Origin of the sequence: Variovorax soli NBRC 106424, from assembly GCF_001591385.1 — a bacterium.
Taxonomy (GTDB): domain Bacteria; phylum Pseudomonadota; class Gammaproteobacteria; order Burkholderiales; family Burkholderiaceae_C; genus Variovorax; species Variovorax soli.
Map to the genome: position 1 here is coordinate 1 of NZ_BCUU01000102.1, position 18249 is coordinate 18249.

An 18249-nucleotide genomic window follows, 5' to 3' on the forward strand; every position below is an offset into this window, starting at 1 on the left:
TCTAGCGCCTGGCGGTGTTCTACAGCTTCAGCTTGCCCGCATAGCCGGTCATCTCCAGGTAGCCGCGGCCCACGGCCTGTCCGCGCTCGTCGAGCAGGTCGCTCAGGCCTTCCCAATAAATGGTGCCGGTGGAGCCCCGGCTGTCCAGTTCCTGGTCGTCGAGCAGCGCCTTCACGGTGAAGCGGCCGGCGGGCGTGGCGAGCTTCCGCTCGACCGGGTAGCTGGCCTGCGACGACGGGCTCTTCCATGGCCGCTGCGCTTCGAACTTCACCTCGTCCTGCGCGAACGCAAGCAGCTTGCCACTCTTGTCGCGCCACGATCCGCCGGCCCACAGCGTACGGCCCGCCGAATCGCGCAGGCGAAAGGCGGTGAGGGCGCTGCCGTCGTGCAGGTTCATGCCGATCCAGTCCCAGCCCACGGCCTGGGGCGACATGAGGGTCTCGCTCCATTCGTGGTCCAGCCAGGCGCGGCCCTCGGTGGGTTCGAAATGGCGGTCTTCGAGGGCGATGCGCCCGCCCACCTTCAGCTGCGGCTCGCTGTAGTAGTAGCTCGTTTCATCGGGCTCCGCGCCCTTGCGCGACAGCCCCGCATCGCCTTGCAGCAGCACCGGCTGCGTGGGCGCGAAGTCCAGTTCGAGCGAAAAGCCGCTGGCCGATACGCGCGCCGCATAGCGCCCGTCCGGCTGGCGCTTGAGCGACCAGTCGCGCAGGCGGATGTCCGTGTCGCCCTCCGATGCCGATGCCACGCCCATGCCGGCCCTGGCGATGCGCTGGTCGTGCAGCAGGCGGCGGCCTTTCAGGTCGGTGAGGGCCGCATGGGCGAACACCAGTTGCCTGGCCGCGAAGGCCGACTGCAGCGACTGCGCTTCGTCGACTCGCGAGCGGAAGAACGTGACCTGGAAGCCGAAGGTGCGGCTGCCGCCGGCGTCCGGCACTTCGGCGTGGCCGGTGATGTACCACCACTCGGTGCGCCAGTCCGGGTGGCTGCCGAAGTCGCGCGGAAAGCGCAGCGGCCGCAGCTCGCGCGTGCCGGGCGCCGCCAAGGCAAGCGCCGATGGCGACGCCAGCGCGGCCAGCAGGAGCGCGCGCCGCTGCAAGCGGCCAGGCGCGAAAGCAGTCATCTCACTCACCAATCCTCCTTCACCGCCATCACCGCGTCGCGGCCTGCGGCAGCGCGGCCAGCCAGCCAGGCGGTGAGCGTGCCGGCCACCAGCACCGCGGCGCACAGCAGGCTCAGGCGCAGCCAGGGCAGCATCAGGTCCATGGTCCAGTGGAAGCTCTGCGGGTTGACCACATGCACGAGGATCAATGCGACGGCCAGCCCCAGTGCCAGTCCGGCCAGCGCCCCGATGGCAGTCCAGGCCATGCCTTCGCCGGCCACCACCCGCAAAATCTGGCCGCGCGTGAAGCCCAGGTGGGCCAGCAGGCCGAACTCCTTGCGCCGCGCCAGCACCTGCGCGCTGAAGCTGGCGGCAATGCCGAACAGGCCGATGGCGATGGCCACGGCCTGCAGCCAATAGGTGACGGCGAAGCTGCGATCGAAGATGCGCAGCGAGTTGGCCCGGATCGCGCCGACCGAGGCGAACTCGACCAGGTCCGCGCTGCCCAGTTGCCGGGCGGCCAGCTCGCGGACGGACGATTGCACCTGGCCCTCCGCCGCGCCGGGTTCCAGCCACAGCGAGATGTCGCTCACCCCGCGCTCGCCGGTGAGCTTCTCGAAGTCGCGCGCATCCATCGTGATCGCACCGAACTGCCGCACGTAGTCGCGCCAGACCCCGGCCACGAAGAATCGCGGCGGTGCGCCCGCGCCGGGAAACGCGCGTGCCAGCGGTTCGAACATCTGTCCCGGGCGCGACCCGTACAAATCCACCACGGCCTCGCTGACGTAGATGCCGATTTCTCCGGGCGGCGCCGCCACATACTCGCCCACCAGGGGCAGGCTGCGGGCCGGATCGCCGTGCTCGAAGCTGCGCGAGATCAGGGTCAGCGCGGGCCGGCTGCTGTCCAGCAGCAGCGCGCGCGTGCGCAAGGTGCCGATGCGCGCCACGCCCGGCACTTGTGCCACGGCTTGCACGAAGGCGGGGTCGAAGGCCGCGGCATCCAGCTCGCCGGCCGCGCTGCTGCCGCTGCCGGCCGTGCGCACATACAACTGCGCCGGCAGCACCGCATCGAGCCAGCGCGACACCGATTCGCGAAAGCTCGCCACCATCACCGTGAGCGCGACCGCCAGGCTCAGCGCCGCCACCACGCCGCTCACCGCCACCGCCGCGTTGCCGCGCATGCGGCGTGCGCGCTCCACCGCCAGCATCGGCAGCAGATGGGCAGAGACGCTGCGTGCCAGCCTGTCGTAGAGCGCGCCGATCAGCACCGGCAAGGTGGCGATGCCGCCCACCAGCAGGAAGCCCACCGCCAGGTAGGCGGCAATGGGCACGCCGAAGATGGGCGGGGCCAGTGCGAGCAGGCCGCCCGCCAGCATCATCGCCAGGCCCAGCCAGCGCGCGAGCGCCGAACCCGGCGCGGCACTGGCGGCGCCCAGGCCCTTGAGCGTGCTGGCCTCGGGCAGCGCCTGTGCCGCGCGTGCCGGCCACCATCCGCCCACCAGCGCCGCCAACAACCCGAGCGCGGCATAGAGCAGCGCGGTGCCGCTGCTCCAGCGCAGCGATGGCGCCACGCCCGGAAAGTAGCCGCCGCCCAGGTCGCCGCTCAGCACGCGCAGCGCCAGCAGCGCCAACCCCGTGCCCAGTGCGATGCCCGCCACGCTGCCAATGAGACCCAGCACGCCCGATTCGAGCAGCGCCAGGCGAAGCCGCTGCCGGGGCGTGAGGCCCAGTACGCCCAGCAGCGCAAACTGCTGCGCCCGCTTCGCCACGCCCAGCGACAGCACCGAGAAGACCAGGAATGCGCCGGTGAACAAGGCCACCAGGGCCAGCACCGTGAGGTTGACGCGGTAGGCCCGCGACAGGTTGCTCACCCGCTGCGCTGCATCGCCGGGCTCGGCCAGGCGCAGGCCGGCGGGCCAGCCGGCCGATTGCTCCAGCGCCCGGGCGAAGGCGGCGCGGTCCGTGCCCGGGCGCAGGCGGATGTCGATGCGGCTGAGCTGGCCGCCGCGCCCGAAAAGGTCTTGCGCCGCGCCGATGTCCATCACCGCCAGCGCGCTGCCGCCGGCGCTCACGCTGCCGGCCACCTGCAAGCTGAAGGTGCGGGTGCCGGCCTGCACCTGGATGGCGGTGGCATCCTGGCCGGCTGCACTGCTCGCCGCTGCATTGAGAAAGACCTGCCCTGGCGCGAATTGCGCGAGCCGGTCCACGCCCTTTGCCGTCCTGGGGCTGAGGGCGGGCGCGATCTCTGGCAGGGCCAGGCTGTCCACGCCGAGCACGCGCATCGGCATGCGCTTGCCCGCCGGCCCCAGCAACTGGACCTGGGTCTCGAGCACGGGGCTGGCCAGCGCCACTTGCGGATGCGTGGCGATGCGCTCGAACAACCGCTCGTCGAAGCCGCCCTGCGCCGCGCGCAGCTCGAGGTCGGGCTGGCCGTTCACCGAGCGCACCGCGCCCGCGAATTCGTCGAGCGCCGAGGCGTTGATGAGCTGCACCGAAAAGGCCAGCGCCACGCCCAGCATCACCGCCACCACGGCGGCCGCGTTGCGCCACGGGTGGTGGCGCAGTTCGCGCCAGGAAAAGCTTCGAAGCAGTGCCAGCATGGCGTTGATGATGCGCCCGTTCAGCCCAGGCGCCGCGCGGCTTGCTCGAGGTAGGCGCGCACCGCCGGCTGCGACGCGAGGCCGCTGGCGCGCGCATAGGCCGCGCGTGCCGCGTTGACTTGGCCGCCCGCGCCAAGAAGATGTGCCCGTGCCGCCCAGTAGGGCTGGTAGCTCGCGACCCGTTGCGCGTCGATGGTGTCCAGCGCCTGCAGTCCGGCGGCCGGACCCTGGGCTGCAGCGAGCGCGCAGGCGCGGCTCACCTGGGCGCCGATGCTCGGGCGCAGCGCCAGCAGGCCGTCGTAAAGCGCCACCAATGCCTCGGGCGGCACGGCCATGCCCAGGCACCGCTGTGTGTGGGCCGACTGGATGGCCGCCTCCAGCTGGTAGGCGCCGACGACGCCACGGGCCGCCGCGCTGGCCAACTGCTGCTCGGCTTCGAGCCGCATGCCGTCGTTCCAGCGGGCGGGGTCCTGTGCATCGAGCGGCACGTAGGCGCCTTGTGCGTCGCGCCGGGCGTGCGCGCGGCTTTCGCAGAAGAGCATCAGGGCCAGCAGGCCGCGCGGCTCGGGTTCGCCGGGCATCAGCGCGCAGAGGATGCGGCCCAGCTCGATGGCTTCGAGCGTCAGGCCGCGGTGGCTGGCGTCCGTGCCTTCCACGTCGTCCCAGCCGGTGCCGTAGGCGGCGTAGATGCCGTCCAGCACGTCCTGCAGCCGCCGGGGCAGCTCGTCGGCGCGCGGGTATTCGAAGCCGATACCTGCGGCGCGGATGCGCGCCTTGGCCCGCACCAGGCGCTGGCCGAGCGTGGCGGGCGCGACGAGAAAGGCGTTGGCGATGCGCGCTGCATCCAGGCCCAGCACGGTCTGCAGCATGAGCGGCGCGCGCGCCGCACCGTCGATGGCCGGATGTGCGCAGACGAACAGCAGGCGCAGGCGTTCGTCGGGCACGGCGGCCTGGCCTTGCGGCTCGTCGTGCACGTCCTGCGCCAGCAGCAGCAGGCTGTGCGCTGCCGCGTCCTGCACCTGCGCGTGGCGCCAGGCGTCCAGCGTGCGGTGCCGGGCCACCTGCAGCAGCCAGGCTTCGGGCCGCTCGGGCACGCCGTCCTGCGGCCAGCGTTCGAGCGCGCGCGCGAAGGCGTCGTGCAGGGCATCTTCCGAGGCCGCGATGTCGCGCGTGCGTGCCGAAAGAATGGCCAGCAGACGGCCGTACGACTGCCGCGCCGCTTGCTCGGCGCGGCGGTGCGCGGCGTCGAGGCCGTCGTGCGTCACGTCTTCGAAGGACTGAACAGCGGACGCAGCTCCACGCCGCCGGTGGATGCGCAGGGCGCGCGGGCCGCCCATTCCAGCGCGGCGTCGAGGTCGGCCACGTCAAGCAGCACGTAGCCGCCCAACTGCTCCTTGGTGTCGGCGAAGGGGCCGTCCTGCACCTGGCGCTTGTCGCCGCGAACACGCAGCGTGGTGCCGGTCATCGGGCCCTGCAGGCCGTTGCCGGCGCGCATGACGCCGGCCTGCTGCATCGCGTTGATGTAGGCCACCCAGCTGGCGAACTGGGCCTGCGCCTGCGGGCCGTTGCGGCGCGCGAAGTCTTCCTGCGTTTCGTAGAACATCACCATGTATTCCATGTCGGACTCCTTAATTGCTCCTCGAGCCTGCTCGAGGTTGGTCAGAGCGGGATTGCTCGACCCAATGACGGCTGGCAACGCGCCATTTCGACAAGTCTTTTTTGTCTTGCGCGAATCAGGCTTGCGCGATGCCGTCTGCGCGCAAATGCAGCACCCGGTCGGCGCGGGCCGCAGCCGCTTCGGAATGCGTGACGAGCACCAGCGATGCGCCATGTTCGCGCGTTTGCAGGGTGAGCAATTCCATGACCTTGCCGGCCGTGGCCGGATCCAGGTTGCCGGTGGGCTCGTCGGCCAGCAGCAAGGCCGGGCGGTGCACCAGCGCCCGCGCAATGGCCACGCGCTGCAGCTGTCCGCCGCTGAGCTGCTGCGGCAGGCGCGCCCCGGTGCCCGCCAGGCCCACGGCCGCCAGCATCTGCGCCACGCGCGCATCGTCGCGGCGGCCCTGGAGCATGAGCGGCAGCGCGATGTTCTGCGACACGTCCAGGTGCGGCAGCACGTGAAATGCCTGGAACACGAAGCCCACCTGCCGGCGGCGCCAGACGGCGCGCTGCTCGCCGTCGAGCGTGCCCAGGTCGACGCCCTGGTGCACGATGCGGCCGGCATCCCAGGTGTCGAGCGCCGCCATGCAGTTGAGCAGGGTCGACTTGCCCACGCCCGACTCGCCCACGATGGCGACGAACTCCCCGGGCGCCACGTCGAGCGAGACGTTCTGGAAGACCGGCGTCTGGCCGTAGTGCTTGGCCAGTCCGCGCACCGAGAGGCCCTGCGATGAGCCGACGCTGCCGCTCATCCGGGAAACGTCACGCGACCTGTGTCGAGCCAGGCGCGCACCTGCCGCTGCACCTGCTGCACGGCGTCCGGCGCGGCGGCTTCGACCACGGTGCGCTGCGCCATGCCGCGCAGCCAGGTGATCTGCCGCTTGGCCAGCTGGCGCGTGGCGGCAACGCCGCGCTCGCGCAGTTCGTCCTCGGGCCAGAGCCGGTCCAGCGCTTCCCAGACCTGGCGATAGCCGACGCAGCGCATCGATGGCAGCTCGGGCCGCAGGTCGCCGCGCGCGCGCAGGGCGCGCACCTCGTCGACGAAGCCGGCCGCCAGCATGGCGTCGAAGCGCTGTGCGATGCGCTCGTGCAGCCAGCTGCGTTCCTGCGGCTCCAGGGACAGCAAGGCCAGCGGCCCTGGCTCCGTAGTGGCGGCCGCGCGTTCGGCATGGAAGCTGGACAACGGCCGCCCGCTCGCATGCCACACCTCCAGCGCACGCTGGATGCGCTGGCTGTCGTTGGGCGCCAGCCGCGCCGCGGTGACCGCGTCGACCCTGGCCAACTGCGCGTGCATGGCCGGCCACCCTTGCTCGGCCGCCTCGAGCTCGATGCGCTCGCGCAGCTCGGGCGCGGCGCTGGGCATGTCGTCGATGCCGTGGATGAGGGCATTGAAATAGAGCATGGTGCCGCCCACCAGCAGCGGCAGCCGCCCGCGCGCACGTATCTCGTCCACCAGGCGGGTGGCGTCCCGCACGAAGGCGCCGGCGTTGTAGCTGTCGGTCGGGTCGCGGATGTCGATCAGGTGGTGCGGCACCAGCGCCTGCTCCTGCGGGCTCGGCTTGGCGGTGCCGATGTCCATGCCGCGGTAGACCAGGGCCGAGTCGACACTGATGATTTCCACCGGCAGCGCCTGGGCCAGCGCCAGCGCCGCCGCAGTCTTGCCGCTGGCGGTCGGGCCGGCCAGGCCGATCCAGGTTGCGGCAGTGGAGGAAGGGGGCGGCATGCGCCCGAGGTTAACAGGCGCGCATGGCGCCGCCTGGCGAAGTTCAGCTGGGCGCGCGCGTGGCGGCAGTGGCGTCGGCCTGCATGCCGTCCGGCTCCTGCGGCATCCCGGGCGGACGCATGTGGAACAGTTGGGTGAGCGCGGAGCGGTACTGCGCTTCGCCTACCGTGTTGGTGCTGAAGTGCGAGCCGCCCTGAACCAGCACGAACATCTTCGGGCCGGTGGCGGCTTCATAGAGCTTGCGGCCCAGTTCCGGGCGGATGAGGTCGTCGAGCGAGCCGTGCACCACCAGGAGCGGCGAGCCGATGTCCTTCACCCGGGCCAGCGAATCGAAGGGCTGCGTGATGAAGGGCTGGAACGGCAGCCAGCCCCACTTGAAGCTGCTCACCACGTCGGAGATGGAGGTGAAGGTGCCCTCGACGATGGTGCCGCTCTCGTCCTTGACGCGCGATGCCAGGTCGATGCCGATGGCGCCGCCCAACGAGTGGCCGAAGATATAGCGGCGCTGCTGCGGGTGGCGCGCGGCCAGCCAGGTCCAGGCGGCCTGGGCGTCTTCGCGGGCGGTGTCTTCCGAGGGCAGCTCTTTCGTGCTCTTGCCGAAGCCGCGGTAGTCCACAGCCAGCACCGAGAAGCCCAGCTCGTGCATGCGCTGGATGCGGGGGGCCGATCCCGCCACGTTGAAGCGCGCACCGTGCAGGTACAGCAGCACCGGCGTGTCGGTGGATTCGGGCTTGCCGCCCAGCCAGAGGCCGTGCAGGCGGGCGGGTTCGCCGGTGATGGAGGACTTGAAGTCGATCCAGACGTCTTCCATGCCGGCCGTCATGGAGGCCGTGTTGCCCCAGCTGCGGTCGCTGGGCTGGAAGATCCACTCACGCTGGCGTGCGTCGAGTGTGGAGCATCCGCCGGCGAGGACGCCGACGAGTGCGGTACTCAATACGAACAGGGACCAGCGTTTCATTCGATAGACAGGAAAGCAATCGACCGGCGGGCGGCGTACAAAGTTCCTCGCACCCTGTCGAAGGGGCGTGGCGCAGAAGCTCATGCAACGGCTGTGCCAGTGTCCTGGATGACAGCCGCGGCAAGGCTCAATTGTCCGTTTCTGCGGGCTGATTCCCGCTTCTGCCGGCAAAACCAGGGAAATCCCTAGGTTTGACCCGTGAACCGAATTCAGCGTCCGCGCAGGAAGAGCGCGTCCAGGTCACGCACCGTTACTTGTCGCCATGTGGGACGACCGTGGTTGCACTGGTCCGAGCGCTCGGTCGCCTCCATCTGGCGCAGCAGGGCGTTCATCTCGTCCAGCGTGAGCTTGCGGTTGGCCCGCACCGCGCCGTGGCAGGCCATGGTGCCCAGCAGCTCGTTCTGGGCCCGCTGCACCACGGTGCTGGCGTCGTGCTGCGCCAGTTCGGCGAGCACGCTGCGCGCCAGTTCCACCGGGTCGCCTTCGGCCAGGGTGCCAGGGACGGCGCGCACCGCCAGGGTCTTGGGTGAAAACGGCGTGATCTCCAGGCCCAGCGCCGGCAGCACGGACGCACAGGCTTCGGCCGTGGCCACCTCCTGCGGCGTGGCCGCGAAGGTGGCCGGTATGAGCAGGGGCTGGCTGCTGATGGCCGCGCCTTCCAATTGCGTCTTCAGGCGCTCGTAGACGATGCGCTCGTGCGCCGCATGCATGTCGACGATGACCAGGCCCTGGCTGTTCTCGGCCAGGATGTAGATGCCTTGGAGTTGCGCCAGGGCGCGGCCCAGGGGCCAGGCCCCGGTGTCGTCCGATTCGGCCAGTGCCGTTTTAGTCTCAGTCGGCTGCGCGGTGGGCATCGCCGGAAGGAAGGCGGGCGTGTCGGCCATCGGCCGCTCGTAGGCCCGGCTCGGCCACATGGCGGCGCTGTCGCCCAGGCCCTGGCGCTCGCGCGCCACGAACTGCATCGAAGGCTGCGACCAGGGACGCATCATCGGCGCGACGGCAGGCGGCACCGCCGGTTCGGGCAGCGGCGTCGCCGCATCCGCCAGCGGCGCCGCTGCGCCGTGGCCGGCGCGCGGCACGGCCAGCGCGTTCTCGATGGCATGGCGCACCGCCTGGTGCACTTCGCGTCCGTCGCGAAAGCGCACTTCGATCTTGGTGGGGTGCACGTTCACGTCCACCCGCGCCGGATCGATTTCCAGGAACAGCGCATACACGGGCTGGCGCTGGCCGTGGAGCACGTCCTCGTAGGCGCTGCGCACCGCATGGGCCAGCACCTTGTCGCGCACGAAGCGCCCGTTGACGTAGAAGAACTGCTGGTCGCCGCGCGAGCGCGCCGCATCCGGAATGCCGGCACGCCCCGTGACGCGCACCGCGCCCACCACATGGTCGACCGGCACGCTGCGCGAGACGAAGTCCTCGCTCATGGCATCGGCCAGCCGACCTTCGAGCGAAGCGGCCGGGCGCCACTGCTCCACCAGCTTGCCTTCATGCCACACGGCAAAGCCCACGTCGGGCCGCGCGAGGGCATGGCGGCGCACGGCCTCCAGGCAGTGCGCGAGTTCAGTGGCGTCGGTCTTCAGGAACTTGCGCCGGGCCGGGGTCGCGAAGAACAGCTCGCGCACTTCCACCGTGGTGCCGACGGCGCGCGCAATGGGCTTGAGTTCGCCCGAGCGCCCGTCCAGCGACCAGGCACCGCCCTCGGCCTGGCTGTCGGCCGTGCGCGAATGCAAGGACATCTCGGCAATCGAATTGATGGCCGCCAGCGCTTCGCCGCGAAAGCCCATGGTGCCCACCGTTTCGAGTTCGTGCAGGCTCGCGATCTTGCTGGTCGCGTGGCGGCGCAGCGCCACCGGCAGTTCGGCGGCCGGGATGCCCTGGCCATCGTCTTCCACCGAAATCAGGCGCACGCCGCCGGCCAGCAGACGCACCACGATCTGGCGCGCGCCGGCATCGAGCGCGTTGTCCACCAGTTCGCGCACCACGGAGGCGGGGCGCTCCACCACTTCGCCGGCGGCGATCTGGCTGATCAGTTCGTCCGGCAGTTCGCGGATGGGGCGGCGGGCGGACACCGGGCGGGTGGGGGAGGGGAGGACGGCACTCACCCGGGCATTCTAGGAAAAGCGCCCGGCCGCCGGAGCGTGGGGGTTCAGCCGGGAATCATCCACGCATCGTGATAATCCCGGCCATGGAAATCATCAGCTTCCTCATCGACTTCATCCTTCACGTCGACAAGCATCTCGAGGCCTTCGTTGCCGCCTATGGCACGTGGGTCTACGTGCTGCTGTTCGTCATCGTCTTCGTCGAGACGGGGCTGGTGGTGATGCCCTTCCTGCCGGGCGACTCTCTGCTTTTCATCGTCGGTGCGCTGTGCGGGGTGGGCATGATGGACTTTCCGCTGGCGTGCGCCGTGCTGCTGGTGGCGGCCATCCTGGGCGACCAGTGCAACTACCAGATCGGCCGCTACTTCGGGCCCAAGGTCTTCCAATGGGAGAACTCGCGCTTCTTCAACAAGAAGGCCTTCGACCAGGCGCATGCGTTCTACGAGCGCTACGGCGGCATCACCATCATCCTGGCGCGCTTCATGCCCTTCATCCGCACCTTTGCGCCCTTTGTGGCGGGCGTGGCGATGATGGGGCGGCCCAAGTTCACGGCCTACAACGTGGTGGGGGCGCTGCTGTGGGTGCTGGGCATTGCCACGGCCGGCTACTTCTTCGGCAACCTGCCCGTCGTGCGCGAGCATCTGGACAAGATCATCTGGGCACTGATCCTGGTGCCGGGGCTCATCGCCATCTACGGCGCCTGGCATGCGGGGCGCAAAGGCGCCCCCGACGTGTCTCGGAACTCGGCCAACTAGGCGGCTCGGGCGGGCCCTGGCCGAGCTGTCGGGGCTTCACTCAGTAGCGAGGCCCGTTGTACGGATAGTAGGTGTAGGGGTTGCGCTCGTAGTAGTTGCGCTGGTCGCTGCGCCGGCCGATCTCGTTGCCGATGAGTGCGCCGGCGGCCGCACCGCCCACGGTGCCTACCGCGCTGCCGCTGCCAACGGCATTGCCGACCGCCCCGCCCACCACGGCGCCGCCCACGGTGCCCAACTGCTGGTTGCTCGGCCCGCTGGCGCAGCCGCCCAGGAAGGCGGTGGCCGAAAGCGCAACTGCGGAAATCCAATAGCGTGTCTTCAACATGATCTTCACCTTTCAGTGGTCATGAGAAGACTGTAGGAAGCACCCTCTTCGGCGGCTGTAGGCGTCTGCCTTGCACCCCTGCACGCCCATTCGCGCGGCCGATGACGGACGCGTGCGCCGAGCGCGTCGGAGAGAGGGCCAGTCGGCCGATGCTTGCGAACGAGGCTAGAGCTGGCGGCTGCGCGCCAGCGGCGGGTTCTGCGCGAAGTAGCGCTGAATGCCGCGCATCAGCGCATCGGCCAGGTTTTCCTGGTAGCTGGCGCTGCGCAGCTTGGCTTCTTCGCCGGGGTTGCTGATGAAGGCGGTTTCCACCAGCACGCTGGGAATGTCGGGCGCCTTGAGCACCGCAAAGCCAGCCTGCTCGACCTGCGGCTTGTGCAGCTTTCCGACGTTGCGGATCTCGCCCAGCATGGCCGTGCCCAGCTTGAGGCTGTCGTTGATCTGCGCGGTGGTGCTCATGTCGAACAGCGCGCGCTGCACATGCAGGTCTTCGGCCCGGATGTTGATGCCGCCCACCTTGTCGGCGTCGTTTTCCTTGTTGGCCAGCCAGCGCGCCGCGCTGCTCGAGGCGCCGCGCTGGCTGAGCGCGAACACGCTCGCGCCGTTCGCATCCGGGTTGGTGAAGGCGTCCGCGTGGATGCTGACGAACAGGTCGGCCTGCACGCGCCGCGCCTTCTGCACGCGCACATGCAGCGGCACGAAGAAGTCGGCATCGCGCGTGAGGAAGGCGCGCATGGGGTTGCCGCCCACGTTCGCGCTGTTGATGCGGTCGCGCAGGCGGTGCGCCACCTGCAGCACGATGTCCTTCTCGCGCGTTCCGTTGGGGCCGATGGCGCCCGGATCCTCGCCGCCATGGCCGGGGTCGAGTGCCACGATGATGATGCGGTCGGTACGCGTGGAGGTGGCCGCAACGGGCGGCGGTGCGGGTGAAACGCTGGGTGGCGCGGCAGGGCGCGGCGGTGCGATGGCCACCGTGGGCGGTAGCGAAGGCGCGACCGGTGTGGGCGGTGCGGCAGGGCCGGGGCGCCCCGCCTGCTGCGCCATCAGGTCGCCCAGCGGATCGGCGGCCGAAGGCTTGGGCTGCGCATAGGCCGGTGCCGGCGCGCTGGCGGGTGCGTCGCGCATGCGCTCGGCAATGAGCGCCTCCATGGGGTCCACCGGCTGCTCGGGGTAGAGGTCGAGCACGAGGCGGTGCTTGTAGGCGGCCACCGGTGCCAGCGAGAAGACCTGGGGCAGCACCGACTGCTTCAGGTCGAACACGATGCGCACCACCTCGGGTGCGAACTGGCCGACGCGCAGGCCGTTGATGTAGGGGTCGTCGGGGCGGATCTTGCCGACAAGTTCGCGCAGTGCGGGGTTGAGGTCGATGCCCTCGATGTCGACCGCCAGGCGCGGCGGGTTGCCCACCACCAGCTGGCGCGACTGCAGGCGGCCGTCCGATTCGATGGTGACGCGGGTGTAGTCGTTGGCGGGCCACACGCGCACCGCGACGATGCTGGCGCCGAAGGCGATCTGCTGGCCGCTCAGCAGCAGCGCCAGGCTGCCGCCCTTGAGCACCGTGCGCCGGCGCAGCAGGCCCTGGCGATCCAACGGCGAAACCTCCTGCGCGCTCATGAATGCAGCGCCTTCAACAGCTGCGCGCCGCGGGGCGTGGAGGCTTGCAGGGTCACGGTTCGCGTGTCGTCACTCATTGCTTCGATTTTAATAGCGAGATCTTCAAGTGGAATGCGGCCCGCCGCCTTCTGTGGCCATTCGGCCAACTTGAGGCCGGGGCCCGCGAAGATGTCTCGGAAGCCCGCGTCCTCCCATTCGCGCGGATCGGCGAAGCGGTAGAAGTCGAAGTGATGGATGGCCAGCCCCGACGGCACGGCATGCGGCTCCACCACCGCATAGGTGGGGCTCTTGATGCGTCCGCGCACGCCCAGTGCATGCAGCAGGTGCCGCACGAAGGTGGTCTTGCCGGCGCCCAGGTCGCCATGCAGTGCGATGAAGCTGTTGGCGAGGTCTGGCTGCGTGCTCATGGCCTGTGCCATGCGGCTGGCAAAGGCCAAGGTGTCTTCTTCGCTGGGCCAGTGGCGCGTTTCTACAATGGGCAGGTGATCGGCAGCAGGCAACTCGTATCCCGTATTCAGGCGCTGGCGCGGGAGCTTGGATTCTCCCAAATCGGTGTGGCAGGCGTCGACCTGTCCACGGCGGAGCCTGGATTGATGCAGTGGCTCGAAAAAGGTTTCCATGGCGAGATGACCTACATGGCCGCGCACGGCATGCGCCGCGCCCGGCCGGCCGAGCTGGTGCCCGGCACGGTGAGCGTCATCACCGCGCGCATGGACTACCTGCCGCGGGCCACGCCCGACGACTGGCAGCATGTGGAGTTCGCGCGGCTTGATCGTCCGCAGGAGGCCATCGTCTCGATGTACGCGCGGGGCCGCGACTACCACAAGGTGCTTCGCACGCGCCTGCAGAAGCTCGCCGAAGGCATTGCCGCCGAGATCGGCCCCTTCGGCCACCGCGCGTTCACCGACTCGGCCCCGGTGCTCGAGGCCGAGCTGGCGTCACGCAGCGGCCAGGGCTGGCGCGGCAAGCACACGCTGGTGCTGGACCGCGAGGCGGGCTCCATGTTCTTTCTCGGCGAGATCTACGTCGACCTGGCGCTGCCGCCCAGCGAGCCGGTCACCGCGCACTGCGGATCGTGCAGCGCCTGCATCGACATCTGCCCCACGCAGGCCATCGTGGCGCCGCATCGGCTCGATGCGCGGCGCTGCATCTCCTACCTGACCATCGAGCATGCCGGGCCGATCCCGCCCGAGCTGCGGCCGCTCATGGCCAACCGCATCTACGGCTGCGACGACTGCCAGCTGGCCTGCCCCTGGAACAAGTTCGCGAGAAGAAGCGCCTTGCCCGATTTCGATCCGCGCGAAGGGCTCACCGGGCGCACGCTGGCCGAGCTCTTCGCCTGGAGCGAAGAAGAATTTCTGTCGCGCACCGAGGGCAGCCCCATCCGCCGCATCGGCCACGAGCGCTGGCTGCGCAACATCGCCGTGGCACTGGGCAATGCATTGCGCGGCGGCGACGCGTCGGCGCGCGAGGCGCTGCAATCGCGCCTGCAGCATCCGAGCGCGCTGGTGCGCGAGCATGTGGCGTGGGCGCTGCAGCAGGCGCCTGGTTCGGCCGGCCCGGCCGATTAGCGCGCCTGGCGCTTGCGCATCCACCACTGCAGCAGCTCGAAGAGCAGCTCGCTCGCCAGGGCCAGCCCCGCCGCCGGAATGGCGCCCGCCAGCAGCAGCGCACGGTCGTTGAGCGCCAGCCCGGTCACGATGCGCTCGCCGAAACCGCCCGCGCCGACGAATGCCGCGATGGTCGCGGTGCCGATGGCAATGGCCGTGGCGGTGCGCACGCCGGCCACCAGGGTGGGCAGCGCCAGCGGCAACTGCACCAGCCACAGGTTCTGCGCGCGCGTCATGCCCAGGGCGGTACCGGCTTGCCGCAGGCCGACAGGCACCTGGGCCAGGCCGGTGACGGTGTTGCTCATGATCGGCAGCAGCGAGTAGAGTGTCAGCGCGATCAGCGCCGGCACCGTGCCGATGATGCCCATCAGCGAGATGAGCACGGCCAGCAGCGCCAGCGAGGGCACGGTCTGCAGCAGGCCGGCCACCCCCAGCACGGCGGCACGCACGCGCTGCATCGGAAAGATGCAGATGGCCACCGGCACGGCGATCAGGACGGCGATGCCCACCGAGATGGCCACCAGCAGCAGGTGCTGGCGCGCCAGGCGGCCCAGGTCGGGCCCGAGCAGCTTGGCGGCGAAGCCGCGCCCGGGCTGCGCCGAAGCGCCGGTCGACCCTTGCGCCAGGAAGCTGCGCGCAATCGCATCGAAAGGTGCGCCCTGCAGCTCGGCGCGCGCGTTCATCGCGATCATGGCTTTCTCGTCGATGCGACCCTGCAGGGCCTCGATGGCGGCCCAGGCCTTGGGAAAGCGCCCGGGCACGTCCAGGCGGTACAGCACCACGGCGTCGTAGCGCGGAAAGTAGGCGCGGTCGTCCTGCAGCACGCGCAGGCCCAGGTGGTCGATCTTGGCGTCCGTCGTGTAGATGTCCATCACGTCGATCTGCCGGGCCGCGATGGCGTCGTACGCCAGGCCGTGGTCGAGCCCGATGGGCTTTTGCTGCAGGCCGTAGTTCGCGGCCAGGCCCGCCCAGCCGTCCGCACGGCCGATGAACTCGTTGGACAGGCCCAGCTTCAGTTCGGGGTGGCGGGCCAGGTCGCTGAGTGTGCGGATGCCCAGCCTGTCAGCGTCGGCCGCGCGCATGGCCAGCGCATAGCCGTCGTTGAATCCCAGCGCCGGGCCCATGCCCAGGCCGAGCGGCGCCAGGCCCGCGGCGATCTGCTCGCGCGACATGCCGGGCGGCCCCTTGAGAATTTCGAGCGCGATGGTGCCGGTGTATTCGGCATACAGGTCGATGCTGCCCGAACGCAGCGCCTCGTACACGATGGCCGTGTTGCCCAGGCCCTGGCGAACCACGGGTGGCGCGCTCAGGTGCGGCGCCGCGCTTTGCGCGAGCAGCTCGGCCAGGATGTAGGACTCGGTGAATCGCTTGGAGCCCACGCGCAAGGTCTCGCCCTGGGCCCATGCCGGTGCCGCCAGGCCCGGCAGCAGCAAGAGTGCCGCGCACAAGGCGCCGAACCAGGTTCGAAGACGTGGCCAATGCATCGGCGGCAGTGTAAGGCCGCGTCCGCTGGCTGCTTTCCTACACGCGCTGTTGCGGCTCGCCGATGTGGCGGCGGGGTCGGCGGGACCACAGTGCGCACATGCCAAGTGCATCTCGCTCATCCGTGCAGCGGCAGCCAGGCGACGCCCTGGCGCACGGCGCCATGCTGCTGCCGCAAGTGAAGATCGAAAGCTACAGCCTGGAGCTGCGCGACCAGGACGGCTTTGTCGGCGACCAGGCCAGCCAGACGGCCTTTCGAGCGCTGCTGGAGAAGTGGCGCAAGCGCCTGCGCGTGCGCCGGGGCCGGGATCCGCTTGGAAAGGTGCCGAGCAGCGAGATTGCCAAGAAGGACCTGGACGAGGTCATCCACGGCCGGCGGGAGAAGGACGAGGCGAGCGATCTCGTGCATGCCGCCATCGAGGAGTTCTCGCTCGAACTGGTGCACGTCATCGACCGGTACATGCGCCAGAAGAGCTGGCGCAAGGTGCAGCGCATCGTGCTCGGCGGCGGCTTTCCCGGCAGCGGCGTGGGCGAGCAGGCGTTGCTGCAGGCCGGAACCGCGCTGCATTGCGACGGCAGTCCCGTGCAGCTGGCGCGCCTGTCGCATGAAGTGGACGACGGCGGACTGATCGGCTGGGTGCACCTGGCGCCGCCGGCGGTGATCGATGACTACGAGGCGATCCTGGCCCTGGACATCGGCGGGACCAATGTGCGCTGCGGCATCGTGCAGACGCGCCGCGCCAAGGCGGCCGACCTCTCGCAGGCGCGGGTGGTGCGCCGGCACAAGTGGCGCCATGCGGACGACCGCCCGCCGCGGCAGATGCTGGTGCAAGGCATGGCCGACATGCTGCACGAGCTGATGGCCCATGCCCGGCGCAAGAAGATTGCGCTGGCGCCTTTCGTGGGCGTGGCCTGCCCGGGGCTGATCCGCGAAGACGGCTCCATCGCCCGCGGCGCGCAAAACATGCCCGGCGACTGGGCCGACGAGCACTTTCACCTGCCCAGCGAACTGGCCAAGCTGCTGCCGCCCATCGACGACCGGCACGTGCTGGTGCTCATGCACAACGACGCCGTCGTGCAGGGCTTGAGCGAACTGCCCTTCATGCGGGACGTGAAGCACTGGGCGGTGCTCACCATCGGCACCGGGCTGGGCAACGCGAGCTACACCAATCGCGGCCCGGTCGTTCAGAGTTGAAAGGCGAGCGTCAGCACCAGCCCTTCGGCCACGTCGCGGGCCAGGCCCGGCTGGCGCGCGCGGTAGCTTTCGCCGGCGGAGGCCGTGGTCTCGATCCAGTGCGCCAGCCAGTCGATGTCGTGCGCGTCATAGAAGACGACGGCCGATTCGTGGTTGAGCAGAAGGCTGCGCCCGTCCAGGTTGATGCTGCCGCACAGGGCCAGGCTCTCGTCCACCACCACCGCCTTGGCATGCGCCATGAAAGGCAGCATCTTGAAGATCACGCCGGCGCGCGCCAGGTCGCGCATGGCGCGCGCACGGACGAAGTCGGCCATGCGGTGGTTGGAGACCTGCGGGATGGCGATGGTCACCTGTACGCCGCGGCGTGCCGCCAGCCGCAGCGCGTCACGCAGGCCGTCGCCGGGCACGAAATAGGGCGTGACGGCCATGAAGCGGTGTTCGGCCCGGAAGCACGCGTCGATGAGCAGCGCCTGCGCCGTGTCTTCCATCTGATCGGGGCCGCTGGGCAGGTACTGCGCCAGGCTGCTGCCGCCTGCGGTCGGCAGGTCGGCAATGCTGCGAGGCTTGCGTTTGCGCACCGACGCCCAGTCGTGCGAGAACTGCCGGGCCGCGGCCGCCGCCACGTTGCCGCGCAGGTCGAACGAGAGATCGCGCCAGGGCTGGGGATGCGCCTCGTTGCCGCAGAAGTACTCGCCCGCCAGGTTGCGTCCGCCGGACCACAGCCACTGGTCGTCGGCGATGGTCACCTTGCGGTGGTTGCGCAGGTTGCGCGGGCCGGTGTTGCGCAGGCTGAAGAGCGGGCGGAACACCGCCACGTCGCCGCCGGCCTGGCGCAGCTGGTCGAAATAGCGGCGCGGCAGGCTCAGGGCGCCGAAGCCGTCGAGCAGCACGCGCACCTTGACGCCTTCGCGCGCGCGCCGCACCAGGCGCTCCATCACCTCTTGCCCGAAGTCGTCGCTGCCGATGATGAAAGTGCCGACGTCGAGCCGCTCGCGCGCGCTTTCGATGACCTGCCACAGCGCGTCGCGCGCCGCCGCGCCGTCGGCATGCATGCGGACGCTGCAGGGGCTGGGGGCGGCCAGCCCGAAGCTGTCGATCAGCTCGGCCGCCCAGTGCCCGTTGGCGGCGGAGCG

16 protein-coding genes are annotated in these 18249 nt (G+C 70.2%); 3 read left to right on the forward strand and 13 right to left on the reverse strand.

The genetic code is table 11. The features are described from left to right. Positions 1 to 19: 19 nt before the first annotated feature. The 8 genes from VSO01S_RS21985 to mutL all read right to left on the reverse strand — a co-directional run bounded on the left by VSO01S_RS21985 (position 20) and on the right by mutL (position 10138). The gene (locus tag VSO01S_RS21985; protein WP_068644934.1) at positions 20 to 1120 is read right to left on the reverse strand and encodes a lipocalin-like domain-containing protein; all 1101 of its coding nucleotides are present in this window, start codon (positions 1118 to 1120) and stop codon (positions 20 to 22) included. 5 nt (positions 1121 to 1125) lie between these two features. Further along, positions 1126 to 3699 (reverse strand): FtsX-like permease family protein, encoded by a 2574-nt coding sequence (locus tag VSO01S_RS21990; RefSeq protein ID WP_068644935.1) that lies wholly within the window; start codon positions 3697 to 3699, stop codon positions 1126 to 1128. A 20-nt stretch (positions 3700 to 3719) separates the two neighbouring features. Further along, positions 3720 to 4964 (reverse strand): RNA polymerase sigma factor, encoded by a 1245-nt coding sequence (locus VSO01S_RS21995; RefSeq protein ID WP_068644936.1) that lies wholly within the window; start codon positions 4962 to 4964, stop codon positions 3720 to 3722. Further along, positions 4961 to 5317, reverse strand: a complete 357-nt coding sequence (locus VSO01S_RS22000) for a YciI family protein (RefSeq protein WP_068644937.1) — start codon at positions 5315 to 5317, stop codon at positions 4961 to 4963. The genes VSO01S_RS21995 and VSO01S_RS22000 overlap by 4 nt, the downstream gene beginning before the upstream one ends. A gap of 115 nt (positions 5318 to 5432) precedes the next feature. After that, positions 5433 to 6107 carry an ABC transporter ATP-binding protein gene (locus VSO01S_RS22005; RefSeq protein ID WP_068644938.1) on the reverse strand — a complete coding sequence of 225 codons (675 nt, stop codon included), beginning with the start codon at positions 6105 to 6107 and terminating at the stop codon, positions 5433 to 5435. After that, on the reverse strand, positions 6104 to 7078 hold the full coding sequence (gene miaA / locus VSO01S_RS22010) for a tRNA (adenosine(37)-N6)-dimethylallyltransferase MiaA (protein WP_068644939.1): 975 nt from the start codon (positions 7076 to 7078) through the stop codon (positions 6104 to 6106). The genes VSO01S_RS22005 and miaA overlap by 4 nt, the downstream gene beginning before the upstream one ends. Positions 7079 to 7121: 43 nt before the next feature. After that, positions 7122 to 8036 (reverse strand): alpha/beta hydrolase, encoded by a 915-nt coding sequence (locus VSO01S_RS22015; RefSeq protein ID WP_068644940.1) that lies wholly within the window; start codon positions 8034 to 8036, stop codon positions 7122 to 7124. Positions 8037 to 8245: 209 nt separating this feature from the next. Next, on the reverse strand, positions 8246 to 10138 hold the full coding sequence (gene mutL / locus VSO01S_RS22020; RefSeq protein WP_068644941.1) for a DNA mismatch repair endonuclease MutL: 1893 nt from the start codon (positions 10136 to 10138) through the stop codon (positions 8246 to 8248). Between the two features lie 83 nt (positions 10139 to 10221). On the opposite strand from mutL, the gene VSO01S_RS22025 reads away from it, so the two are divergent. Next, positions 10222 to 10890 carry a DedA family protein gene (locus VSO01S_RS22025; protein WP_068644942.1) on the forward strand — a complete coding sequence of 223 codons (669 nt, stop codon included), beginning with the start codon at positions 10222 to 10224 and terminating at the stop codon, positions 10888 to 10890. A 40-nt stretch (positions 10891 to 10930) separates the two neighbouring features. On the opposite strand, the gene VSO01S_RS22030 is transcribed toward VSO01S_RS22025, so the two are convergent. The 3 genes from VSO01S_RS22030 to tsaE form a co-directional block, all read right to left on the reverse strand. Further along, positions 10931 to 11215 (reverse strand): YMGG-like glycine zipper-containing protein, encoded by a 285-nt coding sequence (locus VSO01S_RS22030; RefSeq protein WP_153305363.1) that lies wholly within the window; start codon positions 11213 to 11215, stop codon positions 10931 to 10933. A gap of 165 nt (positions 11216 to 11380) precedes the next feature. After that, positions 11381 to 12829, reverse strand: a complete 1449-nt coding sequence (locus VSO01S_RS22035; protein ID WP_068644943.1) for an N-acetylmuramoyl-L-alanine amidase — start codon at positions 12827 to 12829, stop codon at positions 11381 to 11383. Continuing rightward, positions 12826 to 13329 (reverse strand): tRNA (adenosine(37)-N6)-threonylcarbamoyltransferase complex ATPase subunit type 1 TsaE, encoded by a 504-nt coding sequence (gene tsaE, locus VSO01S_RS22040; protein ID WP_068644944.1) that lies wholly within the window; start codon positions 13327 to 13329, stop codon positions 12826 to 12828. Before tsaE ends, VSO01S_RS22035 begins: the two co-directional genes overlap by 4 nt. Before the next feature lie 12 nt (positions 13330 to 13341). On the opposite strand from tsaE, the gene queG reads away from it, so the two are divergent. Then, positions 13342 to 14400, forward strand: a complete 1059-nt coding sequence (gene queG, locus VSO01S_RS22045) for a tRNA epoxyqueuosine(34) reductase QueG (protein ID WP_068644949.1) — start codon at positions 13342 to 13344, stop codon at positions 14398 to 14400. Here the strand turns inward: queG and VSO01S_RS22050 are convergent. After that, entirely contained in the window at positions 14397 to 15923 is a 1527-nt protein-coding gene (locus VSO01S_RS22050; RefSeq protein ID WP_068644945.1) for a glycine betaine ABC transporter substrate-binding protein, read from the reverse strand. The genes queG and VSO01S_RS22050 overlap by 4 nt on opposite strands. 98 nt (positions 15924 to 16021) lie before the next feature. Between VSO01S_RS22050 and VSO01S_RS22055 the strand changes: the two genes are divergently transcribed. After that, complete coding sequence (locus VSO01S_RS22055) at positions 16022 to 17116, forward strand: ROK family protein (RefSeq protein WP_068644946.1); 1095 nt, start codon at positions 16022 to 16024, stop codon at positions 17114 to 17116. Here VSO01S_RS22055 and VSO01S_RS22060 read toward each other — a convergent pair. Beyond that, on the reverse strand, positions 17107 to 18249 hold a 1143-nt coding region (locus VSO01S_RS22060), incomplete at its 5' end, for a phospholipase D-like domain-containing protein (protein WP_068644947.1). The two genes, VSO01S_RS22055 and VSO01S_RS22060, sit on opposite strands and share 10 nt — an antisense overlap.